The 18440-nt window shown below is 63.9% G+C and carries 21 protein-coding genes; 7 read left to right on the top strand and 14 right to left on the bottom strand.

Features of this window, described 5'->3' with window-relative positions; translation table 11 throughout:
- Positions 1–82: 82 nt before the first annotated feature.
- The gene (gene dusB / locus ACW4QM_RS06495; protein ID WP_306506259.1) at positions 83–1054 is read right to left on the bottom strand and encodes a tRNA dihydrouridine synthase DusB; all 972 of its coding nucleotides are present in this window, start codon (positions 1052–1054) and stop codon (positions 83–85) included.
- Between the two features lie 2 nt (positions 1055–1056).
- The gene (locus ACW4QM_RS06490; RefSeq protein ID WP_022739942.1) at positions 1057–1242 is read right to left on the bottom strand and encodes a hypothetical protein; all 186 of its coding nucleotides are present in this window, start codon (positions 1240–1242) and stop codon (positions 1057–1059) included.
- A 100-nt stretch (positions 1243–1342) separates the two neighbouring features.
- Here ACW4QM_RS06490 and ACW4QM_RS06485 point away from each other — a divergent pair, with 100 nt between their 5' ends.
- The gene (locus ACW4QM_RS06485) at positions 1343–1990 is read left to right on the top strand and encodes a flavodoxin family protein (RefSeq protein WP_161127254.1); all 648 of its coding nucleotides are present in this window, start codon (positions 1343–1345) and stop codon (positions 1988–1990) included.
- A gap of 127 nt (positions 1991–2117) precedes the next feature.
- On the opposite strand, the gene lepA is transcribed toward ACW4QM_RS06485, so the two are convergent.
- Entirely contained in the window at positions 2118–3923 is a 1806-nt protein-coding gene (gene lepA, locus ACW4QM_RS06480; RefSeq protein ID WP_114548324.1) for a translation elongation factor 4, read from the bottom strand.
- 389 nt (positions 3924–4312) lie between these two features.
- Between lepA and rpsT the strand changes: the two genes are divergently transcribed.
- Together rpsT and ACW4QM_RS06470 are read left to right on the top strand one after the other, a co-directional pair.
- A complete protein-coding gene (rpsT, locus tag ACW4QM_RS06475; protein WP_161127256.1) occupies positions 4313–4828 on the top strand; it encodes a 30S ribosomal protein S20 in 516 nt (171 codons plus the stop codon).
- Between the two features lie 282 nt (positions 4829–5110).
- A complete protein-coding gene (locus ACW4QM_RS06470; protein WP_161127257.1) occupies positions 5111–6238 on the top strand; it encodes an MBL fold metallo-hydrolase in 1128 nt (375 codons plus the stop codon).
- On the opposite strand, the gene holA is transcribed toward ACW4QM_RS06470, so the two are convergent.
- From holA to ACW4QM_RS06415, 11 genes are all read right to left on the bottom strand, one after another.
- Entirely contained in the window at positions 6235–7203 is a 969-nt protein-coding gene (holA, locus tag ACW4QM_RS06465) for a DNA polymerase III subunit delta (protein ID WP_161127258.1), read from the bottom strand. The two genes, ACW4QM_RS06470 and holA, sit on opposite strands and share 4 nt — an antisense overlap.
- Before the next feature lie 32 nt (positions 7204–7235).
- Positions 7236–9590, bottom strand: coding sequence for a DNA internalization-related competence protein ComEC/Rec2 (locus ACW4QM_RS06460; RefSeq protein ID WP_237974237.1), 2355 nt, complete (start codon positions 9588–9590; stop codon positions 7236–7238).
- Positions 9587–10363, bottom strand: a complete 777-nt coding sequence (locus ACW4QM_RS06455) for a ComEA family DNA-binding protein (RefSeq protein WP_022739950.1) — start codon at positions 10361–10363, stop codon at positions 9587–9589. The genes ACW4QM_RS06460 and ACW4QM_RS06455 overlap by 4 nt, the downstream gene beginning before the upstream one ends.
- 257 nt (positions 10364–10620) lie before the next feature.
- Entirely contained in the window at positions 10621–11838 is a 1218-nt protein-coding gene (thiI, locus tag ACW4QM_RS06450) for a tRNA uracil 4-sulfurtransferase ThiI (RefSeq protein WP_161127260.1), read from the bottom strand.
- Positions 11839–12099: a DNA-directed RNA polymerase subunit omega gene (locus ACW4QM_RS06445; protein ID WP_022739952.1), complete on the bottom strand. Its 261-nt coding sequence runs from the start codon at positions 12097–12099 to the stop codon at positions 11839–11841.
- 15 nt (positions 12100–12114) lie between these two features.
- Positions 12115–12681, bottom strand: a complete 567-nt coding sequence (gmk, locus tag ACW4QM_RS06440; RefSeq protein ID WP_022739953.1) for a guanylate kinase — start codon at positions 12679–12681, stop codon at positions 12115–12117.
- A 24-nt stretch (positions 12682–12705) separates the two neighbouring features.
- Positions 12706–13017: an integration host factor, actinobacterial type gene (gene mihF / locus ACW4QM_RS06435; RefSeq protein ID WP_022739954.1), complete on the bottom strand. Its 312-nt coding sequence runs from the start codon at positions 13015–13017 to the stop codon at positions 12706–12708.
- A gap of 148 nt (positions 13018–13165) precedes the next feature.
- Complete coding sequence (pyrF, locus tag ACW4QM_RS06430) at positions 13166–13894, bottom strand: orotidine-5'-phosphate decarboxylase (RefSeq protein WP_114548318.1); 729 nt, start codon at positions 13892–13894, stop codon at positions 13166–13168.
- Positions 13888–14820 (bottom strand): dihydroorotate dehydrogenase, encoded by a 933-nt coding sequence (locus ACW4QM_RS06425; RefSeq protein WP_022739956.1) that lies wholly within the window; start codon positions 14818–14820, stop codon positions 13888–13890. The genes pyrF and ACW4QM_RS06425 overlap by 7 nt, the downstream gene beginning before the upstream one ends.
- On the bottom strand, positions 14820–15614 hold the full coding sequence (locus ACW4QM_RS06420) for a dihydroorotate dehydrogenase electron transfer subunit (protein ID WP_022739957.1): 795 nt from the start codon (positions 15612–15614) through the stop codon (positions 14820–14822). The genes ACW4QM_RS06425 and ACW4QM_RS06420 overlap by 1 nt, the downstream gene beginning before the upstream one ends.
- Before the next feature lie 205 nt (positions 15615–15819).
- A complete protein-coding gene (locus tag ACW4QM_RS06415) occupies positions 15820–16395 on the bottom strand; it encodes a macro domain-containing protein (protein WP_161127261.1) in 576 nt (191 codons plus the stop codon).
- Between the two features lie 284 nt (positions 16396–16679).
- Between ACW4QM_RS06415 and ACW4QM_RS06410 the strand changes: the two genes are divergently transcribed.
- The 4 genes from ACW4QM_RS06410 to ACW4QM_RS06395 all read left to right on the top strand — a co-directional run.
- Complete coding sequence (locus tag ACW4QM_RS06410; RefSeq protein WP_161127262.1) at positions 16680–17003, top strand: hypothetical protein; 324 nt, start codon at positions 16680–16682, stop codon at positions 17001–17003.
- A complete protein-coding gene (locus tag ACW4QM_RS06405; RefSeq protein WP_161127263.1) occupies positions 17003–17458 on the top strand; it encodes a type II toxin-antitoxin system VapC family toxin in 456 nt (151 codons plus the stop codon). The genes ACW4QM_RS06410 and ACW4QM_RS06405 overlap by 1 nt, the downstream gene beginning before the upstream one ends.
- 200 nt (positions 17459–17658) lie before the next feature.
- Entirely contained in the window at positions 17659–17865 is a 207-nt protein-coding gene (locus tag ACW4QM_RS06400) for a hypothetical protein (protein WP_161127264.1), read from the top strand.
- Positions 17866–18121: 256 nt separating this feature from the next.
- Positions 18122–18440 (top strand): hypothetical protein (locus tag ACW4QM_RS06395; RefSeq protein WP_455798301.1); only part of this gene is annotated, 319 nt, incomplete at its 3' end.

The following is an 18440-nucleotide window of genomic DNA, read 5'->3' as shown; positions in this document are numbered from 1 at the left end:
ATGCCTCCTAGCGTTGGACGGACAACCCTGATGCGAGATGGACAGCAGGAAATCGGCGCGATATTGGTGCGAGACGGACAAATCACGAATGCTCCCGGGCAATCTCCAGAAGTTCGTCGAACACGGCATCGAAGTCGGCCAGGGTCGTGCAGTAGTTGATGCGCCCGCGGGCAGCGGCGGCGCCGGGCAGTCCCGCCATATACCACATGGCGTGCTTGCGCATGCGCACGATATTGCGCCCCTCGCGATGGGTGAGCAGCTCCGCATGGCGACGCGCCATGGCAATACGTTCCTCAACCGTAGGCGGTGCAGGTTCCGCCTCCCCGACAAGTGCGGCCTGCACCTGGGAGAACAGCCACGGGTTTCCCTCGGCGCCCCGGGCGATCATCACCGCGTCGCAGCCCGTCTCTGCCGCCATGCGCACGGCATCGGCACCGCTGCGGATGTCGCCGTTGCCCACGACGGGCACGGACACCGCCTCGCGCACCCGAGCGATGACGCCCCAGTCGGCACTTCCCCGGTACAGCTGCTCGGCGAACCGCCCGTGCACCGTGACCCCGTCGGCTCCGGCCTCTTCCATGAGGCACGCGAAAGCGGGCGCCGTCTCGTCGCCTTCCGCCCAGCCCCGCCGGAACTTCACCGTGACCGGATGCTCCACGGCCCTCTTCACGGCCCGCACGATGGAGCCGGCCAGCGCGGGATCCTTCATGAGCGCCGAGCCGTCCCCCTTCGACACGATCTTGCGGGCGGGACATCCCATGTTGATGTCCAGATAGGCCAGTCCCTCCCCCATCTCCTGCTCGATCCAGGCGGCCTGGGAGGCCATGACATCCGGCTCGTGGCCGAACAGCTGCACGGCCACCTGGGACTCGCCGTCGGCCAGGGCCAGCAAGTGGCGCGTCTTCTCGTTGGCGAAGGAGAGCCCCTTGGCCGAGACCATCTCCGTGAAGGCCATATCCGCCCCGGCCTCGCGGCACAAGGTGCGGAAGGCGATGTCGGACACGCCGGCCATGGGCGCGAGCAGCACCCGGTATTTCCCGAAGAGTCCTTCCACGACTAAAGAATCCCGAACAGCAAAAGCCCGATGAGCACGATGAAGCCCAGCACGAACAGAAGGCAGCCGATGCCCACGAAGGTCTTGGACGTGCCGCTCATGCCCATGCGCTCCCGCTCCTCGGCGATCTTCTTCTCGTCGAAGGGATCGTTGATCCAATCGTAGTCTTCTTTTGGTTCCCTGCTCATCGGTGCTTCTTTCGACTGCTGCGTTTAACGGTGTAGAATGAGCATAGTTTAATGGATGCGTGCCGAGGACGCGTCGAGATCACAAGAAGAGGAGACGATCGTGAAGGTACTGCTCATCAACGGGAGCCCGCGCTGGAAGGGCAACACGAACCGGGCGCTGGAGGAGGCTGCGGCCGCCCTTCAGGCCGAGGGCGTGGAGACCGAGCTTGTCTGGATCGGCAACAAGGAAATCCGCGGGTGCATCGCCTGCGGCATTTGCGGCAAGACCGGCGAGAAGCGCTGCGTGTTCGGCGAGGACTGCTGCAACGACCTCATAGCCAAGGGCGCCGAATGTGATGGCTTCATCGTGGGGTCGCCGGTGTACTACGCCGGCATGGCCGGATCGCTGCGGGCGCTCATGGACCGGATGTTCTACGCCGGCGGGGCGAACTTCCGCTTCAAGCCCGCCGCCGGCATCGCCGTGGCGCGCCGGGCCGGGGCCATCGAGGCGGCCGACCAGATCAACAAGTACTTCCAGATCAACTGCCAGCCCCTCGTCTCCAGCTCCTACTGGAACATCGCCTACGGACGCACCCCCGGCGAGGCGGAAGGCGACGGCGAGGGCCTGCACACCATGCGCGTGCTGGGCCGCAACATGGCCTGGATGCTCAAGTGCATCGAGGCCGGCCGCGCCGCGGGCATTAATGCGCCGGGGATGGAGCCCAAGGTGATGACCAACGTGGTGCGCGAGGATCTGCTAGGAGAATAGCCTCGCGCGCCGCGCACGACCCGTAGGGGGCGACCTTGGTCGCCCCTCATCAAGTGGGATGTTCGTACCTGAGGAGGGCTGACCAAGGCCAGCCCCTACGGAGAATATTCCGGCAGAGAGGCAGCTCCTATTCGTCCACCTTCAAAATAGCCATGAAGGCCTCTTGGGGCACTTCCACGTTGCCGATGGCCTTCATGCGCTTCTTGCCGGCCTTCTGCTTCTCCAGAAGCTTGCGCTTGCGGGTGATATCGCCGCCGTAGCACTTGGCGAGCACGTCCTTGCGCTTGGCCTTCACCGTCTGGCGCGCGAGCACGCGGCCGCCGATGGCCGCCTGGATGGGCACCTCGAACATCTGGCGCGGGATGATCTCCTTCAGCTTGTCGCAGAGCACGCGCCCGCGGTCGTAGGCCTTGTCCTTGTGCACGATGAACGACAGCGCGTCGATGGGCTTGCCCGAAAGCAGGATGTCCAGCTTCACGAGCTGCGAGGGCTTGTAGCCGTCCATCTCGTAGTCGAGGGACGCGTAGCCCTTCGTGTTCGACTTCAGCTTGTCGAAGAAGTCCAGGATGAGCTCGGACAGAGGGATCTCCCAGAGCATCTCGACGGTGGTCTGAGAGAGGTAGTTCATGGTGACGAAGTTGCCGCGCCGGCCCACGGCCAGATCCATCACGGCGCCCACGTAGTCGGGCGGGATGAGGATCTTCGCCTTCAGGTAGGGCTCTTCCACGTGATCGATGGAGCCGGGATCGGGCATCTCCTGGGGCGAGTGCAAAGACACCATCTCGCCGCCCTTGAGGTACACGTGGTACTCCACCGAGGGCGCCGTGGCCAGAAGGTCGAGCCCGAACTCGCGCTCCAACCGCTCCTTGATGACCTCCATGTGCAGAAGGCCCAGAAAGCCCACGCGGAAGCCGAAGCCGAGGGCATGAGAGGTCTCGGGCTCCCACACGAGCGCCGGGTCGTTCAGCGACAGCTTCTCCAGCGCCTCCTTCAAGGGCTCGTACTGGTCGCCGTCGATGGGAAACAGGCCCGTGAACACCATGGGCTTCGCCTCGCGGTAGCCGGGAAGGGGCTCGTTCACGCCGCCGTCGGCCACGGTGATCGTGTCGCCCACCTTCACTTGGCTCACATCCTTGAGGCCCGTGACGAGGTAGCCCACCTCGCCCACATAGAGTGCCTCCTCGGGCACCTCCTGGGGGTGCCGCGCGCCCACCTCTTCTACGAGCGTCTCCGTGCCCGTGGCCATCATGCGGATCTTGTCGCCCTTCTTGATGCGACCGTCGACCACGCGGATGAGGGCCACCACGCCGCGGTAGGCGTCGAAGTAGCTGTCGAAGATGAGCGCGCGCAAGGGGGCCGCGCCGTCGCCCTCGGGGGCCGGGATGTTGTAGACCACGGCTTCCAGAAGATCGTGGACACCCTCGCCGGTCTTGCCCGAGGCGAGCACCGCGTCGTCGGCGGGAATGGCCAGGCCGTCCTCGATCTCGGCCTTCACGCGCTCGGGCTCGGCGGCCGGCAGGTCGATCTTGTTGATGAGCGGGATGATCTCCAAATCGGCGTTCATGGCGAGCATCGCGTTGGCCACGGTCTGCGCCTCCACGCCCTGGGTGGCGTCCACCACGAGCACGGCTCCGTCGCAGGCGGCCAGGCTGCGGGAGACCTCGTAGGTGAAGTCCACGTGGCCCGGCGTGTCGATGAGGTTCAGCTGGTAGGTCTCGCCGTCGTCGGCGGTGTAGCTCACGCGCACGGCCTGGCTCTTGATGGTGATGCCGCGCTCGCGCTCGATGTCCATGGAGTCGAGCAGCTGGGCCTGCATGTCGCGCTTGGCCACCGTGCCCGTAAGCTCCAGGATGCGGTCCGAGAGCGTGGACTTGCCGTGATCGATGTGCGCGATGATCGAGAAGTTGCGGATATGGGAAAGCTCGTGGGTCATAATGTCTTTCTTATCGGCGTCGGTCTTACCGGGCGAGCGGGCCCGCGAGGCCCCTCTCCCCTCTCAATGTGTGCGTCTCGCGAAGATTCGGGGCCGCAAGACCACTTTCTTCGCCGCGCTCACGGGAATCTTTGGTATTCTACCGCATTGTGTATCCAGCGATACGTGCACGCGGTGATTCCACCGCCAAATCTGCAGACGTGGCTGCGCTTTAAGATTACGGTTGCTGGCGGCTTTCCGAGGCATTCGGTCTCGGGGCTGAGGAAGCGGAGAAATCCCGCCGCTTTCCGATTCGCACGATGGCCCGCAGCGGGGTATACCGCCGCGCGTTCGTGTCGTTGGATACCACCGAAGATGGGAAACGACCGAACCAGAAAGGGCTAGCATTCATGGCTAACATCAAGTCCCAGAAGAAGCGCATCATCACCAACGAGAAGCGTCGTATGCGCAACCGCGCCGTCAAGAGCGAGCTGAAGACCGCCGTCCGTCACGTCAAGGACGCCGTGGCCGAGGGCAACGGCAAGGACGCCTACGCCTTCGCCTGCGAGGCCTGCCGTCTGATGGACAAGGCCGCCTCCAAGGGCGTCATCCACAAGAACCAGGCCGCCAACCGCAAGAGCGGCATCATGCGCCTGGCCAACACCGTGGTGACCGCCGAGGATATCGCCGCTTACGAGAAGCCGGCGCCGAAGCCGCAGAAGACCGGCTCCAAGAAGACCGAGGCCAAGGCCGCCCGCAAGGCCGCCATGGCCGCCGCTTCCGAGGAGAAGGCGAAGCGCCGCGAGAAGCAGCTGAAGGAGGAGAAGAAGGCCGCCGAGCGCAAGGCCAAGGAGGCCGCCAAGGCCGAGGCTGATGCCGCTGCCGCCGAGGCTGAGGAGGCTTCGGCCGAGGAGGCCGCCGAGTAGCCTGCGCGACCCGCAGACTTCGCGATCCGAAGCGCCGTCCCATCCGGGGCGGCGCTTTTTGTTTGCGCGGAACCACCGCGCAGATCGATCCCGTAGGGGCAGACCTTGGTCTGCCCTCCTCAAGCGCGAACATCCCACTTGATGAGGGGCGACCAAGGTCGCCCCCTACGGATCAACCTGTCTACAGGTCGATGGCCACTGTTGCATGAACGCGGCCTTTATTTACAATGGGAAACGAGATACGAAACCGCCCGATGAGGGTCCAGCGCGGAAGGAACCAGCATGGCAGAGACGATCGGAGCCCGCGAGCGTGGGCGCATTACGCCCGACGAGGGCGCGGTGCTGGCGGCGGAGACGGCCCGCAATGCCGATTTCGGCAAGCCGGTGCTCATCTACCCCAATCTCTACCTGGTGCGCGTGCCCCTTCCCCACAATCCGCTGCGCGCCCTCAACTCCTACTTCATTCTGGACGACGACGGCACCACCACCATCGTGGACGTGGGTTTCAACCACCCTGACTGCGAGCAGGCGCTCGACGACGCCCTGGCCGCCCTCGGCCGCTCTTGGGACAAGGTGCAAGTGGTGCTCACCCATTCGCACCCCGATCACACGGGCAACCTCGACCGCATTTGGCGCGAGGGCATGCCGGTGCTCGCGAACCTTCACTCGTTCCAGGAGGTGAAGAACCTCATGGAGATAGAGGACAACGTCTACGGCCCGCTGCTCTTGCAGGCGGCCACCTTGGAGCAGCAGCGTGACCTGACCTTCGACGAGAAGGGGCCGCGGCTGCACGTGTCGGCGGAGCTTCTGCCGCTTTCCACCTACCCGGTCATGACTTATCTGGCCGACGGCGACTGCCTCAAGGTCGGTGAGTTCGAGTTCGAGGTGATCGAGACGCCGGGCCACGACCCTTGGCACATCTGCCTCTACGAGGCGGCGCACAAAATCCTCCTCTCCGGCGATCATGTGCTGGAGCGCATCACACCGTCGGTTTCCTCGTGGTTTCCGGCCTACAACGCCCTGGCGGAGTTTCTGGAAAGTCTCGAGAAGGTGGGCGGCTACGATGTGGATCTGGTGCTCCCGGCCCACGGCAAGCCGTTCACCGGCATGCGCGAGCGGGTCGACTTCCTCATCGAGCACCACCACAAGCGCCTGGAGGAGATCTACGAGCTGGTGGCTGCCGGCCACGACGACATTGTTCAGATTTCCCAGCATGCCACGTGGCGCTACCCCGATTGGAAGAGCTGGCCGCTCGATCAGAAGTACTTCTCCATGGGCGAGACGCTGGCGCACCTCATCTACCTCGTGCGCGAGGGACGCATCCTGCAGGGAATCTGCGGCCACGAGTACTACTTCCGCATGCCCTACGACCGCAAGAACCTGGCCTTGGCGCCGGGGACGACTAGCTAGCGCTTGAGGGTTTCCACGAGCCAGCGGTAGAAGACCTCGTCGGGATCGCTGCCGCTCTTCATGGCCTGCTCGGCGTCGCGAGAGGAGGCGAGCGCCCGGCGCAGCTCCTCGGGACGCCATTGGCGCGCCCACGCGCCGTGGTTCTTCACGCGCCAGTCGGGCGCGCCGAGGGCTTTGGCGAGACCGCGCGGGTTGCCGCGACGGGCCATGGACTGGGCCGCCATGAGCTCGCGAAGGCGCGTGGTGCACAGGGCGATGAGCACATGGGGAGAGGTGCTCTCCATCTTCGCTCTCAGAGCGAGGCATTTACCGAGGTTGCGCTCGGCGAAGGCCGCCGTGAAATCCCATGGCTTCACCTCGGAGGTGCGGGCCACGAGCGCGCGCACCTCGCGCTCCCCCACCCCATCGGCCGTGCCGTGAGCCAGGGCGATCTTCTTCAGCTCGTTGTCGAGGTGCACGGTGTTCTCGCCCACGAGCTCCACCAGAGCCGAGGCCGCTCCCTCGGTAAGCGTGATGCCGTGGGTGCAGGCCATGGCGCGGACGCGCTTGGGCAGCTCCCAGCTCTTGGGCGGGGCGCAGTCGATGACGGCCTTGGGGCCCGCGGCGGCGAGCGCCTTGTACAGCCGCGTGTTCTTGGCGAGCTTCTCCGCCTCGCAGGCGAGCACCGTGGTGGCGCTGGGAGCCTTGAGGTAGTTGACGAGCTCCTCGGCGTCGGCCCTTTTCAGCTTGTCGGCGTTGCGCACGTAGACGAGGCGCACGGGACTTGCGAAGGGCATGGTGTTGCAGGCGGCTGCGATGGCGGCGCCCTCGGCCACCTCCCCATCGAACTCGTCGGAGTTGAAGGACAAATCGCCCATCGTGGCCAAGCGCGCCTTGAGGCGGGCGATGACCGCCTCGCGCTTGAGGGCGTCCTCGCCCACGGCCAAATAGGCGGGAAGGAGATCGGTATGTTGGCTGTCGCTCATGGCCCCATTGTACCCCATCGCTACTGCATCCCCTACCTTTGGGTGGAGACCGTGAGCGTATCTTCGGAAAACGCCACGACCACATCTCCCGACTCGTCGCTGCAGTAGGTGGCGCACCCGGTTTTCTCAAGGAAGTCCAGCGTGTTTTGCGAAGGGTGACCGTAGCGGTTGGCCTCGCCGACGCCGATGAGCGCCACCTTGGGAGACAGACGCTCTGCCAAAGAAGCATCGAGGCTCTTTTTCGAGCCGTGGTGGCCCACCTTCAGTACCTCCACCCCGCTTGCGGGCAGCTTGTCGGTCAGCTGATCCAGCTGCTCGGCCTCGGCGTCGCCGGTGAACAGGACCGTCCACTCCGCCGCCCCGTCGCCATCGCCGTCCCAGGAGGCGAGCAGGCAGAGGCTGTCGGCATTGCCGCCATCGTCGGCCAATCGCTCGGGCCAGAGCACCGTTATCGAGAATTTGCCGCAGCGCACCGTATCGCCCGGCGACAGCTCGACGAGGGCGTCGGCGAGTCCCTCTGTCCGCGCTGCGGCCATGAGCTCCGAGCATGCTTTGCAAGAGCAGTCGGGAAGTCCCTCGGGCACCAGCAGCGCCGATGCGGGAGCCACATCCCCGAGCACGGAAAGCGATCCGCAGTGGTCGTCGTCGCTGTGGGTGACGGCCACAGCGTCGAGGCGGCCCACTCGCTGGCGCGCCAGGGCGGCCTTGAGCAGGGAATCCTGGTTGCCGGTGTCGATGAGTAGCGCGTTCGCGCCGCTTCGCACGAGAAACGCGTCCCCCTGGCCCACGTCCAGCATGACGATGGCATCGGTGGGCATGCCGAGGGGAAGGCGCAGCACGAAAAGCGCCAAAACGGCCGCGGCCGCCGTCCCCGACAGCCCCCCGATGCTCACTCGCGGCCACCAGGCCCACAACCCGATGCAGAGCGCGCCGGAAAGCACGGCCGCCGCCAGAGGCGCGGCATCGATGGGCGCGCAGGAGCCCTGCAGCGAAGCGAGGGCGTTAACGACGGCCGAGAGCGGGGCGCATGCCAGGGCCGCCGCGCCGATGAGTCCCGGTGCCGCAGCGGGGGCAAGGCATGCGAGCAGTACGGCGACGAACCCGACGAGGCACGCCAAGGAAAACAGCGGCCCCGCTACCAGGTTGGCCAACGGCGACAGGAGAGGCAGCTGAGAGAAGAGCGCCGCCGCATAGGGCTGCGTCGCCAGGGCCGAGGAGCCGGTGAGGGCGAGGGGATCGCCCACGACCTTCTTCAATCGAGGGAGCCCCGCGAAGGCCGAGGACAGCAGCGGTGCGAATAGAACGATTCCCAGGGTGGATCCCGCCGACAAGGCGAAGGAGGCCGAAAGGGCGCAGGCTGGATCCGCCCCCACGAAAAGCAGAAGGCACAGCCCCAATGCGCTGAGCGCCGAATTACGGCGGTTGGCCCAGAGCGCGAACAGCCCCGTCGCGGCCATGACCGCCGCTCGCAGTGCCGATACCGGCATCCCGGTGAACGCGACGTAGCCGACAAGAAACAGGGCGCTGGCCACCGTCGTCGCTTTGCGGCCGAGCCGCAGCAGCTTCAATCCTCCCGCAACGAACAGAACCACAATGGAGAGGTGCGCCCCCGATACCGCCACGAGATGGGCCAGCCCCACGGCCTTGAAGCAATCGTAGAGCCCCGATTCCTCGATGGCCGGCCTCCAACCGCACACAAGAGCCTGTAGAAGTGGCGCATTGTCTCCCCCGCACGCGGCGATGAGATCCAGGGCGCATCGCCGCAGATGGACAAAGGGGCCGCTATCGAGCGCTGCTTCTTCCGAGACAAACGCGCTTTCGCTCGCGGTGAGAGAGCCGGCCAGCCCGGTGTCCCAGTAGTATGCTGCCACTGCCTCTGCGGGCGGCTTGAGCGTTCCGGATGCCGTCATAGACTGCCCTTGCAGCAGCGCCGCATCCTCGGGCAGGTTAAGCCGCACCCGTAGCACGCGGCCATCTGCGCCACGAAGCCGCGCCTCGGCGTGCCATCCGAAATCTCCGCGACGGGCATCCTCGGTGAGCTCGGCGTGCCAGGTCGCCGGCGCCGAATCGCCTCCCTGCGCCTCTGCGTAGGCCATAGAGCCGCGAAGAGCGCCGGCCCAAAAGGAGCAAAGAGCCACGGCAGCGGCGAGGGAGAGCGCCGCCAGAGCGCCGAGCGAGAAACCGCCGCCTCGGGCCGCGCGCAAGGCATGGGATGCCAGCCACACGGCAGCGCCCAGCGCAAGCATCCCCAGTACGGGAAGGGCCGCGGTGGGCGCAAGGCGCAGGGTCGGCCAAATCAGCGCCGTTGCAGCCCACAGGACGAGCCCTGCCACCAGCAGGGGCGGCAGAAAGGGGCGCGGCGGCCTGCTGTCGAGATCGCCCGTCACAGGCAGAGCCGATCCCGCATGGCCGCGAGCTTCTTCTCGCCGATGCCGGAGACCCGCGTCAAATCGTCGATGGACGAAAACGGCCCGTTCGCCTCGCGGTCGGCCACGATCTTCTCCGCAGTCGCCGCGCCGATGCCCTTGAGCGTTTCGAATTCCTCGGCCGTGGCCGTGTTGATGTTGACCATCCCGTCAGCCCCTGAGGAGGACGCGCCTTCCCCAGAGCCCTGCGCGCCGCCGGAAGCTGCCACGGCGCCCCCATCGGAGGGGGTCGCCTGGCTCTCGCTGCGGGAGGGGATGACGATCTGCTGGCCGTCCTGCAGCTCCTGGGCCAAGTTCACCGCATCGGTCCGCGCCTTTTCGGTGGCGCCGCCGGCCGCCGTCACCGCATCGATCACCCGGCTGCCTGCGGGTAGATAGTAGACGCCGGGCGATGCCACGCACCCGTCAACGTGAATGCACAGCTGCCCCGTCTCATCGCCGCTCGAGGGGAGCACCACGTTCTCGACGCTTTGGCCCGACGCGGCCTTCTCGGCGTCACCCTCCTCGCCTTCGACGGCTTGCACCGCTTCGTTGCCAGCGTCCCCCGATACGCTCGCCGAGGCCGCATCCTGCGCCCTCACCTCGAATCCGCCGCCGAGCGAAGCGCAGAAGGCGTACCCTGCGAGCACGATCATGAGCACCAGCGCCAATGCCACAGCGACGAAGACCGACCGGGGCACGCGACCCAGATGCAATCTCTCCGCGAGCGATTCCGCACGATCTTGAAAGGCCATGATCTCCTCCTTCTCCCGAATTGGAAAAAGGATACGAGCACACGACCGTATTTATGACGCGGGAATGTCTCGATCCGTTCCCCGCGCCGACCGTGGTCGCGTCCCGCCCCTGTCCCAATCCTCATCCCTCGGTACCATCCGTAGGGGCAGACCTTGGTCTGCCCTCGCGAGTGGAACAGAGGCGCGTGACAAAAAAGGGGCGACCAAGGTCGCCCCCTACGGAGAAGCGCGATTGAGACACGGAAATCCGAAGCTCTCTATCGTCGGGATTTGCTGGGCGGCTTGTAGGCCGGGCAGGCATAGTCATGGGGCTCGGCCGCATCGGCGAGGGCGGTCACCCATTCCTCCACAGGGAAAGCGACCTCGGCCTCGCGCACCGCCTCCAGTTTCGCGTGGGTCTCGGGGTTGCGCGGCATGAACAGCGTGCAGCAGTCCGGCGCGTCCATGGACGAGATCTCGAAGGTGCCCAGCTCCTGGGCCGCCTCGATGATCTCCAGCTTGTCCGAGCCAATGAGCGGCCGCAACACTGGCAATTCCACCGCGTCGTTCGTGGCGCGGATGTTGTCGAGGGTCTGCGAGGCCACCTGCCCTAGGCTCTCCCCGGTCACCAGCGCTCCGGCCCCTTCCCGCCGCGCCAGCTCCTCGGCCACGCGGAACATGAGGCGCCGGTACAGGATGACCCGCAGAGAGGGCGGGCAGGAAAGGGATATCTCGCGCTGGTAGTCGCCGAAGGGCACCACGTAGACGCGCCCGATGCAGCCGGTGCGCTCGAGCACGTGCGCGATGTCGTCCACCAGGTACTCCGAGGCGTCGGAGGTCTGGGGGCGTCCCGAGAAGTGCACGCCGATGGGCACGGCCCCGCGGCGAGCCATGCGCCAGGTGGCCACGGGCGAGTCGATGCCCGAGGACAGAAGGCACACCACCTTGCCCGACGAACCCACGGGCAGGCCGCCGATCCCGCGGACAGACCGCGCGTACACGTAGGCGGTGCCCTCCACGGCCTCGACGCCCACGGTGACGTCCTGGCCCTTCATCTGCACCCGCTTCTCGGGGAACCGCTCGCAGAGCACCTCCCCGATGTCGCGGTTCATCTGCATGGAGTCGATGGGGAACACCGTGTGGTTGCGCCGCGCGGACACCTTGAAGGTGGAGAAGGGCTCCGCCTCGGCCAGGGCGATGCAAGCGGCGCGCCCCATGACCTCGATGTCCAGATCGCACTTGAAGCCACAGGATGCGCGGGCCACGCCGGGCACGCCCAGAATGGCATCGGTGCACTGGTTCGCTACCTCAAGCGTGGTTCCCTCCCGCAAGAAGACGAGCAGGCGCCCGGAGATGCGGTGGATGGTGACAACGGGATACGCGCCAAGAAGCGCCTCCAGGTTCTTCTGAAGGCGCTTCTCGAATACTCCGCGGTTGCGTCCCTTGAGCCCGATCTCGTGATAATGCACGAGAATGATTCTCTGGAACTCTTCCATTTAGTGGTTTTTCACGTCGATCGACTCAGGATCGTACGAAACCTCGCCACGGGCGATCTCGTTGAAGGCCATGGACAAGGGCTTCGTATCGGCGGCACGGGCGATTTCCACGGCCGTCTGCAGCTGGATGGCGCGATCGCGCTGGCCGCGCATCATGTCGTTGATGTCGTGCGCACGCTTGGAAGCCAGCGCGCACAGAAGAAAACGGTCGTTGTCGGTGCGGTCAAGCAGGACGTCGATCTTCGGTTCGATAATGCTCATAGGGCGGATATCCTCTTACTGTTGCTCGGCGATTTCGTTGACGTAAGCGACGAGCTGGCGAGTGGCCTCGTCCAAATCGTCGTTCACAAGCCGATAATCATACTCCATTTTCTGGGAAAGTTCCACCAGAGCGGTGCGCATGCGCATATCCACCACGTCATCGGTCTCGGTGCCGCGCCCACGCAGGCGCCGCTCCAGCTCCTCGAGCGAGGGGGGTTCAATGAACACGAGGTGCGCCTCGGGCATCTTCTCGCGCACCTGGAGTGCCCCTTGAACCTCGATCTCGAGGATGACCTGGCGTCCCGCCGCCATCTCGCGCTCCACCGAGGCGCGCGGGGTGCCGTAGCAGTTGCCGGAGTACTCGGCCCATTCCAGAAAGCCGCCCTCCTCCGCCAGGCTTAAGAACTCCTCCTTCGTGAGGAAGTAATAGCTGACGCCCTCCTCCTCACCGGGACGAGGGCGCCTTGTGGTGGCGGAGACGGACAACCAAGCGTCGGGCACTTCCTCGAGAAGACGCGCGATGAGAGTTCCCTTGCCGGTTCCCGAGGGACCGCTTACGACGAAGAGGTTTCCGTGTCTCATGAATTCCTTTGTGACGTTGACGTTCTACTTGGACAGGCGCGCAAGCAGAGCCTCGCGCTGACGCTCGCCGATACCGCGGATGCGGCGGCTCTCGGCGATCTGCAGCTCCTTCATGATGCGCTCGGCCTTGGCCTTGCCGTACCCGGGCAGCGTCTCGATGAGCGTGGAAATCTTCATACGGCCCACGACAGGGTCGTCGCGCATATCGAGAACCTGAGCGACGGTGAGCTTGCCCGTCTTCAGCTCTTCTCGTACCTCCGCCCGCTTGATGCGTGCGGCCTTTGCCTTTTCAAGCGCTTCAGCGCGGGCCTCGGGGCTGAGTTGGGGAATTGCCATTTCTGTTCTCCTTCCAGTTCGGGCTGAGGGCATAGTACCACGCATTGATGAGGAATCAACACCTAATTTACTCGGAATCAATAAATGCGGCATTTTTCCCAATTATCGGCTATACACGGGCCTTATTCAGGGATAAAACGCTTTGGAGCTACTCCAATTCCGCGGCGATGGCCTCGAAGGCCGCCACGGGATCGTCCGCCTCGGTGATGGGCCGGCCCACCACGATGTGCGACGCTCCGTTCGCGAAGGCCTGGGCGGGCGTGGCCACGCGGCTCTGGTCTCCCAGGGCGGCGCCGGCCGGGCGCACGCCGGGGGTGACGATGAAGGCGTCGGGGCCCAAGATCTCGCGCAGAGCGGCCGCCTCCTGGGGCGAGGCCACCACGCCGGAGATGCCCGCCTCCTTGGCCTGGGCCGCGAGGGCCGCCACCTGTTCGGGCAGGGGTCGGGCGACGCCGGTGGCCGCAAGCGCCTCGGGACTCATGGAGGTGAGCACCGTGATGCCGAGGGTCGCCGGCACGTCCCCGCCGTACTCCGCCGCGCCCTCCTCGGCGCCGCGCTGGCCCGCCTCCATCATGGCGGTGCCGCCCACGGTGTGCATGGTGAGCATGTCGGCCCCGCTGGCCGCCGCCGAGCGCGCCGCGCCCTGCACCTGGTGCGGGATGTCGTGGAACTTCAGGTCGAGGAACACGTTGAAACCGCGGCGCTTGAACATCTTCACGATGGCCGGGCCCTCGGCGTAGTACAGCGTCATGCCGATCTTGAGCCACTTCGCGTGGCCCTCCAGCTTGTCGGCAAGGGCTATGGCCTCCCAGGCGTCGCAGTCGAGCGCCACGATGACGCGGTCGCGAGCAGGAATGGAATCGAAGGCGGTTAGCATTGCAGGGCTCCTATCAGCTCGTTGACGTCTTTGACGCCCTGGGATTCGCAGTAGTCGATGATGCCGTCGATGACGTCGACGGTGGCGGTGGGATTGACGAAGTTCGCCGTGCCCACGGCCACCGCGGTGGCGCCGGCCAGCATGAACTCCACGGCGTCCTCGCCGGTGGATATGCCGCCCATGCCGAGCACCGGCACGGAAACGGCCTGGGCTACCTGCCACACCATGCGCAGGGCCACGGGCTTCACGGCCGGTCCCGAATAGCCGCCCACCACGCGCGCCAGCTTCGGGCGGCGGGTGCGGGCGTCCACGGCCATGCCGAGCAGCGTGTTGATGAGCGAGATGCCGTCGGCTCCGGCGGCCTCGGCGGCCTTCGCGATCTCGGTGATATCGGTGACGTTCGGCGTGAGCTTCACGATGAGCGGGCGCTTCGTAGCGGCGCGGCAGAGCGACACCACCTTCTCCACGCTGGGCACATGGCAGCCCATGGTCATGCCGCCGGCGTCCACGTTGGGGCACGAGATGTTCACCTCGTAGGCGGCCACGGGGGCTTCCTCCAAGGCCTCGATGACAGCCACGTACTCGTCGAAGCTGTGGCCGGAGACGTTCACCATGGCCGTGGCGCCGATCTCGGCGAGCCACGGCAGCTCGATGTCCTTCAAGTGCTGCACACCGGGGTTCTGAAGGCCGATGGAGTTCAACATGCCCGAAGCCGTCTCGGCAATGCGGGGGCTCGCGTTGCCCTCCCAGCCGTTCAAAGACACGCCCTTGGTGGTGACGGCGCCCAGGGCCGCCACGTCCACGAAGTCGTGGTACTCCATGCCGGCGCCGAAGGTGCCCGAGGCCACGGTGACCGGGTTCTTCATGGCCATGCCGCCGAGGTTCACGGACAGGTTGACGCTCGTCTCTTTCGGTTTGCGCTGCATTACCACACCACCTCGCTTGCACAGAACACCGGGCCGTCCACGCAGGCGCGGCGCTTGCCGGCCGTCGTATCGACCACGCAGGACAGACAGGCCCCCACGCCGCAGGCCATGCGCCTCTCCATGGACACCTCGCAGAACACGCCGGCCGCATCCGCCATGCCGGCCACGATCTTCATGAGGGGCTCCGGGCCGCAGCAGGCCACGTAGTCGTAGGGCGCGCCTTCCGCAGCGGCCGCCGCCAGGGCCTCTTCCACAAGCGGCGTGCAGAAGCCGGCGCGGCCGTAGGTGCCGTCGTCGGTGGAGCAGGCAGGCTCGCACCCGAGTACGGCCCCGTAGCGCTCGCGGGCCACCAACGCATCGATGGTGGAGGCGCCGAGAATGGCGTCGGTGGCAACGCCCGCCGCCGTCAGCTCCTCGGCCAAGGGGTACAACGGCGCGCTTCCCACGCCGCCGGCCACGATGAGCGCGCGCTTGCAGCCCTCGGGCGGCTGCCATCCGCGACCGATGGGGCCGATCATCTCCACCGCGTCGCCGACCGCGAGCTCTGTCATGTGCTCAGTGCCGAAGCCGAGCACCTGGTACATCATGTCCACCGTGCCCGCCTCCGCATCGGCCGCGTACACGCCGAAGGGGCGGCGCAGGATGTGGGCCTCCATGCCCGGCACCTTCACGTGCACGAACTGCCCCGGCCGCGCCGTCGTCGCGATTTCCGGCGCGCGCACGGTCATGAGCCAGATGTTGCACCCCATCTCCTCGTTCACCAGAATGGGCGCGTTCTCGTTGCAAAGCGTCATAGGCTCTCCTGTCGCGTCGGCGGGCATCATGTCAATAGCTGCTATTCTAGCCTATATTCCCGGTACGCTCCGCAACAACTCGATCGGAAAGAGCATTCGGCAAAGCTCAAGGGGCACAAAGCTATCCAATGCTTATTAACAACGAGAACGGCCGCCTTCTTCATTGGATGATTTCTAACGCCCGAAGCGCACGCCAACATCGCCGCTACATTTCCCTGAACCGATCTTCCAAATAGCGATTGGCATATTCCCAATTCAAACTTTTAGGCGGATTCATCACCTGGTCGTAAGCTTCTTTCATAAGTGCGGCAATGGAACGATAGGGAACATTACCCGTGGCTCCGCCGAAAGCCGGGATGACGATACTCTCAACTCGATTGTTCAGCGCGCACATCAGCGTCGTTCTCATGCACCGATACACAACGAGGGGATCCGCGATAGCTGAAGGGGCGCGCATCGTGGGCGTATGAATAAGCTTCTTGTCGGAACCAGGTATATCCACCATAAAACTCGTCCCTACAGGCTGTTCGCCATAGTAGTGATTAATAATGTGATCCTGAACGCATCGTTGGAGCCCATCTCCGAAATAGCGAGTAATGGCGCCATCGTAGCCGCCATCCATGATCCCGTAAGAGTTAGCCGGCGAGACAACGCACTGCACGTCATAGGGGTCCATGAACACATCGAAGAAACCGCGAACAGGCATGACGTTGTCTTCGCTGAAATACTGTTGCCAGAGATCAACGAGGCCCCCGTTCCTATCGAGTAGAAAGATGTCCATTTGGCCTCCTCTTGTTGTTTTCCTTTCGTCCTCTTCAGTATGCACGCTGCGCCGCGCTCACGAGAGACATCTATGGGCCTCGCCTTCTTTCTGAAATGGGTCTTCTGCAGCAACATATAGGAGCTTCAGAACGAAGGCGTCAATGGCAACCGTTGAGAAGGGAGCAGATGCCGAAAAACGCACAGGCAGGTTCTCGAAAGGCGAGCCCACTCCAAGACCCGCGTACATAGCCTTTACTTGCATTACGTAATGCAGTATAATGTTTGAAAACTAAGGAGGCAAGGATGAGCGCAACGGCCACATTGAACATACGGCTCCCCGAAGAGCTGAAAGAGCACGGAATGCAAGTACTCGCCAGGCAGCACATCAGCGTATCCGAGGCGGTGCGGCAGTTGTTCTGCGAGCTTGAGCGCAGCCAGCAAGTTCCGGAGTTTCTTGCCGATGCATCCCCTCGCGACGATATCCAGGGAAAGCGCCAACTTTTGCGAACCATGGTCCGCGCATCACGTCCGACACCTGACGCCCTTGAGCCCCCCATCGCACCGAAGGGCCATGACTGGCGCGAAGATTGGCGCGAGCATCTTCTCGAGAAGCACGGCGGTGCGTAATGAACATCCTCTTCGACACCAATGTCGTCATCGACCTTTTCACCGACACCGACGACTTTAAAGCTGCTTTCACCGCTGTCGACGTTGCCCTGTTGCGAGACTTCAAGCTTTGGCTTCCCGCATGTTCGACACCCTCTATTCGCTACCTGCTCACGGCACGAAAGCTCATGAAAGCGGCTGATGCCCGGAGGGCCTTTGGAGACTTGCTGCAACTCTTTTCCATCGCCGACACCACGTCCGCCGATTGCCTCGCTGCCTATGAGCACGAGCACCGCGACTACGAGGATGATCTTGTCGCCTATTCCGCACATCGCACGGGCATCGACTTCATCGTCACCCGCAACGGACGCGACTTCGAGAAGTCTCCCGTACCCGTTCTCTCCCCTACCGAGTTCGTCGACCTCTTTAAGCCGGCTGACATAGTCTACGGCTGGGAAACGTTGCCACCGGAATAAATCTGGAAACAAAACCACGACAGATCGCCTGGGCTCTCTACGGACAACTCAAATTGATCAATCAGGATTACCCCAGGCTTCCTGACAGGTTAGGTAATTTCGAATCCTTGCTTATCTGCCGCAATATTTAGCCATCGTCAAGTGTAAAATTGAATCACGCTAAGCCGACAGTACGTAATCTGACACGGGAGAGAAAAAGAGTGAGCGAAGAGGATAGTATCCAGAAGCTGGAAACGACACCAGTTACCGAACTCAACTTCGGAAATGCCCGCTTACGACGAACAGTCAAACGAGCAGGATTCGACACCTTGCCTCCTCTTTTGGAACTTTCTGAGAAGGATATCGATGCACTTTTCGACTGGGGAGATGCAGATGAAATCATAAAACTGCAGGAAAAAATATCATAATGCACCTGCTGAATTCGCGATCTCCGTTCTACGCAAGAAGAAGATCGATGATGTAGCAGTAGATAGGATTATTTCTGAGACCAGATCTTCGGCTGTCGCCTCCCTAATGCGGCGAACTCAAACTGTTTTGGGTACCCAATATCTTAATGATGGTCCAGTCTCCCTTCCCACGCTTCCCTTTTCTCAGGCATTAAAGGGGTTCGAGGATCGGGCTCGCGAGGCTTTTGACGAACTGGATGATAGGCTCCAAAATGTCATGGTGTACCAAGCCTTTGAGGAATTTCCCACAGACCTCGATGAGCTGAACGAAGCTTTTCAGCAGATGTTCACTCACTACGCAAACCACCCACGAGCCGCTCTGAATCTGATCGATAGGCATTTACGCAATGCCTTTGTGGTATATGTTGCAGATAGAGCTCGAAACACTTTCAGCGAAGGCAACCTGTGGGGCAACTTCTTTAATGGGTTCATCGGATTGAGTATTGCGGCATCCTCGGGTGGTGATTCCGCAATGCGTCAGTGCGCAAATCCATTGGCCATCGGTGCGCGCTTGCGCCGACAATCGGGCTGGGAGT

The sequence above is a fragment of the Adlercreutzia sp. CNCM I-6207 genome (assembly GCF_977072305.1).
Note: the sequence above shows the minus strand (reverse complement) of the source record. Positions and strands in the feature narration are given on the sequence as shown.